This window comes from Synechococcus sp. R55.7 (assembly GCF_047461955.1).
Taxonomy (GTDB): domain Bacteria; phylum Cyanobacteriota; class Cyanobacteriia; order Thermostichales; family Thermostichaceae; genus Thermostichus.
The window spans coordinates 2909-8401 of sequence record NZ_JANSIC010000045.1 but is presented as its reverse complement, the minus strand read 5'-3'; the positions used below and the strand labels follow the sequence as shown (position 1 = coordinate 8401).

The window sequence follows — 5493 nt, the reverse complement described above, 5'->3', positions numbered from 1 at the left end:
CTTGGCAGGACGGGATCCGCAAGCCCTGTTCTCCCCCCATTCCAGACCGCCTGCCCCCCGCCGGGTACTTCCCCCACCCCTGCCGGACGGCGGTAGCCCTCGCTGGCTGGGATCCGCATCGGCCAAAACGGTGGGGCAGGGCTATCGGGCCGTTGTCTTGCTCTTGCTGACCAGTCTGCTGCTGTTTGGAGGGCTGGGATCCCGTCTGGCCTACCTGCAGCTAGCGCGCACCCAGTATTACCGCCAGCTGGCCGATACCAACCGCATTCGCCTGTTGCCCCAGCCGCCAGAACGCGGACGCATTGTGGATCGCAACGGCGTATTGCTGGCGAGCAGCCGATTGTCCCACTCGGTCTTCCTCTGGCCTCTGGTGCAGTCGCGGCAGCGCTGGCAGGAGATGATCCCCAAGTTGGCAGAATACTTGAACATGGCCCCCGAGGAGATCGCCCAGAAACTGGAACAGGCCGGATATCGTTCCCCGTTTCCCCTGCGCATCCTGCGCAACGCCAGCCCCCAGGTGGTCATTCAACTGGAGGAGATGAGCCGCGAGCTGCCGGGAGTGATGGTGGAGGCCGAGACGGCGCGGTTTTATCCCCATGGCGACTTGGCTGCTCACCTGCTGGGCTACACCGGCGAGATCTCGCAGGAACAACTGCGGGCCGACCCTAGCTATCGCCTGGGGGATATCGTTGGCCTGATGGGAGTGGAGGAATTGTTCGAGAACCATCTGCGCGGCCAATGGGGCGGGCGACAGGTGGAGGTGGACGCCATGGGAGAGGTGCTGCGGGTGCTGGGGGAACAAGCGCCCCAACCGGGCAACACCCTGCAGCTCACTTTGGATGTGCGGCTGCAGCAGGCGGCAGAGCGAGCCCTCGGCCAGCAAAAAGGAGCGGTGATCGCCATGGATCCCAGCGATGGCTCGATCCTGGCCATGGCCAGCTATCCCACCTTTGATCCCAACCTCTTTTCCAGCCGCATCACCCAAGCCCAGTGGGAGAGCCTGCAGCAGCAGGATTTTCCCTTCCTCAACCGCGGCCTGCGGCCCTATCCCCCCGCCAGCACCTACAAAATCATCACCACCGCTGCCGGGATTGAGTCGGGAGCCTTTCCCCCGAATACGGTGCTGCAGACCGGCCCCTACATCCAGGTGGGAGGGTGGCGCTTTTGGGACTGGAACCGGGCCGGCTTCGGGCGGCTGAACTACCGGCAGGCGATGGCCTACAGCAGCGACACCTTTTTCTACCAAATCGCCCTCGGCACCAAGGCTGCCCCTTTGCAAGAATGGTCGCGCCGCTTTGGGTTGGGACAACTGACCGGGATTGGCCTCAAAGGGGAAGCCGCGGGTCTGGTGCCGGATGCTGAGTGGAAGCAGCGCCACTGGCGCGAGCCCTGGTATGTGGGCGACACGGTCAACATGTCCATCGGCCAGGGATTTATTACCGCTACGCCGCTGCAAATGGCGGTGGTAACGGCGGCAGTGGCCAATGGGGGCTGGCGGGTGCGCCCCTTGCTCTCGCACCAGGTGATCCCGGAAAGCCCTGTGCCGCTGCGCCAAAAGGTAGGTCTTTCCCCTGCCACCCTGGAGATCCTGCAGCAGGGGCTGCGAGATGTCGTGGTTTACGGCACTGGCGGCAACGCCAACCTGGGGCCAGGATTTCCCCCAACGGCTGGTAAAACCGGCACCGCAGAGGATCCGCCGCGGCGATCCCACGCTTGGTATGTTGGCTATGCTCCCTACGACCGGCCCGAATTGGTGGTCGTGGTCTTTCTGGAAAACAGCGGCGGTGGGGGTGGATCACGGGCCGCTCCCATCTTTCGAGAGGTGATGCGGGCCTACTTCCGACCCGAGTCGTGAGCCCTAGCTTTCTGTCGGATCCGAGCCAACTGGGTATATGCAGTCTCTTGTCTCCCAGAAAATTGCGTTAAGATCCCCTAAAACCCCTTGCCCAGCAGGCTTCTGCCCTAACTTAGCTGTAGAATATGTCAGTGATTTGGAGCTCAACTGCCACAATCCTGCCATTCGCGCCAGTGGCGCCTTGGCGCATTGCAGGGCAAGCCCCGCTCCCACACACTGAGAACACTCTGGGCCGTGGCCGCTCTGCAACGCCTGAGCGAATCCGCGATCCAGGGAACGCTCTAACTTTATTGCCTAACTCAAAAGGAGATCAGGATGAACAAGGCAGAACTTGTTGATGCCGTCGCTCATCGCGCCAATGTAACCAAAAAAGAAGCGGAGGCTGTCATTTCCGCCGCACTGGAGATCATTGTCGAAGAGGTCGCATCCCGCGATGAAAACGGTGAACCCAAGGGGAAGGTGACCCTGGTGGGCTTCGGCTCCTTTGAGGCTCGCAAGCGCAAAGAGCGGGAAGGTCGCAACCCGAAAACCAACCAAAAAATGGTGATCCCAGAGAGCATCGTCCCCACTTTTACGGCGGGCAAGTCATTCCGCGAAGCAGTAGCAGGGGGGAAATCTTAATTTCGCCGGGTTGGGACTCGGCTGCTGGGTAGGGCGTGGAGCAGCCTCGACATGGTGGCAATTGGGCTTGGGGAGCAGCAATCGCTGGCTGCTCTCCCCAGGAGATTCTGGATTTTTCGGCCAGCTTGAATCCGCTGGGCCCACCGGAATCGGTCTTGCAAGCTCTGACTCAGGCGCTGTCTGCAGCAGACCCGGTTGTAATCAGCCGCTACCCGGATCCCGACTATCGGGACTTGCGCATCTGTTTGGCCAACCATTGGGCCGTCGATCCTGAGTGGATCTTTGTGGGCAATGGGGCAGCGGAGTTGCTCACCTGGGCAGCCCGGGATGCGCAAGGGCGGGAGGTATGGCTGCCCCAGCCTGCTTTTGGGGATTATGCGCGGGCTCTGCGGGCAGCAGGGGTAACCATCAAGCCGCTGCCTTTTTTCCCCGGCCAGGGATCCGCCGGTTTTACCCTTCTGCAGGAACCCCTTCCGGTGGCAGGCAAGGGAAACCGGGTGCTCTGGCTGAACAACCCTCATAACCCGACGGGCTGGCTGATCCCGCAGCAAGATATCCTGCCTCTCCTGCCCCAGTTCGACCGGGTGGTGGTGGACGAGGCTTTTATGGACTTTTTGCCGGGGGAGCCCACCCTGAGCTTAAACTCCAGCCCGTCGGCAATGCCCCGCAGCCAAACCTTGATCCCCCACCTGGCGGCTCACCCCAACACCATCGTCATCCGTTCCCTCACCAAGTTCTTCACACTGCCCGGCTTGCGCATTGGCTTTGCGGTGGGGCACCCGGATCACTGGCAGCGCTGGCGACAGTGGCGGGATCCCTGGAGCGTCAACGGATTGGCGGGAGTGGCAGTGGCGGCAGCTTTGGCCGATGAGGACTTCCGCCGGCGCACCTTGGCCTGGCTACCCGTGGCCCGAGAGCATTTGTTCAGGGGTTTGCAAGCACTGCCCGGCTGGGATCCCTGGCCTGGTCAAGCCAATTTTGTGTTGGTGCGCTGCCCTGGCTCTGCCACGCAAATTCAGCGGGCGCTGCTGCAGCGGCACCGGATTCTGGTGCGGGATTGCCTGAGTTTTCCCGAGCTGGGAGATCGCTACCTGCGCATTGGCCTGCGCACCCTGCCGGAGCAGGAGCAGTTGTTATCCGCCTGCCGGGAGATCCTGGAGAATAGCTAGGGATTTTTCTGCGGGAGAAATTCTCATGCCCGAAGCTACCGCCTTTTGGCCGGAATGCAACGCCCCTATCGTGCGGGGGGTGGCCCATTACAGCGATCTGGAGTTGCTGCGGGCCTTTCAACGGCAGCCGGAGGTGGCCCGCTACTTCATCAGCCTGTTTTGCCGCTACTGCCAGTGGGTGGACGGGATCCTTGCCGAACATCTGCCGCCCGAGCAGTGGGCTGCCTATCGAGAGCAGGTTTGGTTGCGGCTTTACCCGCGCCTGCAGCGCCTAGATGTCCACAGCCTTGTGGAAGAAGCGGCTGGCGAAGGGGATCCTGTGCTGCGACCCTGGCTGGCGGAGCAAACCCGTGAGCTGATCCAATCCTTGGATGGGATCCCCACCCGCCCTCAAGCTTCTTGCAGTCTCGACTCCACCAGAGGCGGGGCGAAGTCCTCTCTTTCACCGGCACTGGCCTGTTATTTGACTGCTGGTTTGGATACCTTGCCGGGGGATCTGCGCTTCATTCTGCTGCTGCGGGATCGCTTTGGCTGGCCACCGGTTCGCATTGCCGACCAACTCAAGGCTGACGGATATTACCTCGCCCCAGAAGACGTGGATGCCATCGTTGCCTCTGCCCGCCAGATCTTGCTTCAGAACCTACCGACAGATGTGCGTGCCCTCTATCTGGAGGCAAAGCCCTAGAAGACTGCCATAGCCCTGTGGCATGGTGGTTTATGGCAAGGTATGGGGCGCTGGCAATCCTTGTTCCCAAGGTGGGTTCTCCTGTTAGGCTGTTTCCGGCTGTAACAGTGGATCGGCATTGTTTGCTCTCCGACTTTACATCAAGTTGAGTGTGGGCTGTCTATGAGTCCTTCTCCGCTTCCCCCAGACCCTACCCAACCCCTGTCTCCGGCACAGCAGTCCCATTCACATCCAGTTCCTCAACTTGCTCTTCAGGAGGCGCTGAGCCATCTGCATTTGGATGTGCTGAAAGAACTGGAGCGATTCCGCCTCTGGCAGCGTTTGCAGCGCATGGACTCTGTCCCGCCCCCACGAGCAGGTCAGCTTGGGAATACCAGCTCTGTACAGCGCCCTTCACCTGTGCTCATTCAAGAGGTGGTGGAAGACTTGGAAGAGGAAGAGATGCCGCGGCCCTCCGGGGCCTTTTCGCCCCTCTGGGTCTTGCTGCTGTGGGTGCTTTCCTGCGCGGGGATTGGCTTTGGGGTGCGCTGGCTGATCTGGCCGGAAGAACTGTCCCTGCCCCAAAGTGCTGCCAGCAGGGCGGAAGAAGGGATCCCTGCCCAGGTGGATCTGGCCCAGTTGCCCCTGATCCCACTGGAACCGGTGGAAGGGCAGGTGGGAGAGGAGTTCTATTCCGGTGGCTTGGATCCGGATCGGCTGGCGCTGGGCTTGACGGCCACCCCGGACTTGAAGGACGTACAGGTGGATCCTCTTCAAGGCGTTCCTAACCTGCTGGACAGCCTGCAGACCGACTTGGCCTTGGCTTCCAAGGAACCCTCTCCCCCCAGCTTGCAAACGGTGGAGCAGTTGGCAGCCAGCCTGGAGCGCCCGTCCCAACCTTCATCGCCTACTTCTGCGGGATCCCAGAACGTGGTGCCCCTAAGCGACAACAGCGTAGACTCTCTGGGGCCGAACCGCGGCGAGGGAACCTTCTTGGTGCTCACTACCTACTCGGGAGATGAGAGCTTGGCACGTGCTCGAGAAGTTTCTGATGGGGCCTTTGTCAAAGATGTGAATGGCCAGAAGTTTGTGCAGTTGGCAGCATTTGAGCAACTGGAATATGCCCGCTATCATGCGGAAACCCTGAAAAATAAGGGCTTTAACGTTACAATTGCTGAGCAGTA

General features: G+C 61.1%; 5 protein-coding genes. All 5 read left to right on the top strand.

All coding sequences use genetic code 11. The features are described 5' to 3' along the window. Position 1: 1 nt before the first annotated feature. Entirely contained in the window at positions 2-1855 is a 1854-nt protein-coding gene (gene mrdA / locus NW820_RS03825) for a penicillin-binding protein 2 (protein WP_414406730.1), read from the top strand. 315 nt (positions 1856-2170) lie between these two features. Next, positions 2171-2476: an HU family DNA-binding protein gene (locus tag NW820_RS03820; protein ID WP_414332065.1), complete on the top strand. Its 306-nt coding sequence runs from the start codon at positions 2171-2173 to the stop codon at positions 2474-2476. Between the two features lie 35 nt (positions 2477-2511). Continuing rightward, positions 2512-3645, top strand: coding sequence for a threonine-phosphate decarboxylase CobD (gene cobD, locus NW820_RS03815; RefSeq protein ID WP_414406729.1), 1134 nt, complete (start codon positions 2512-2514; stop codon positions 3643-3645). Between the two features lie 25 nt (positions 3646-3670). Next, a complete protein-coding gene (locus NW820_RS03810) occupies positions 3671-4330 on the top strand; it encodes a hypothetical protein (protein ID WP_414352204.1) in 660 nt (219 codons plus the stop codon). A 282-nt stretch (positions 4331-4612) separates the two neighbouring features. Continuing rightward, on the top strand, positions 4613-5493 hold an 881-nt coding region (locus NW820_RS03805; RefSeq protein ID WP_414406728.1), incomplete at its 3' end, for a hypothetical protein.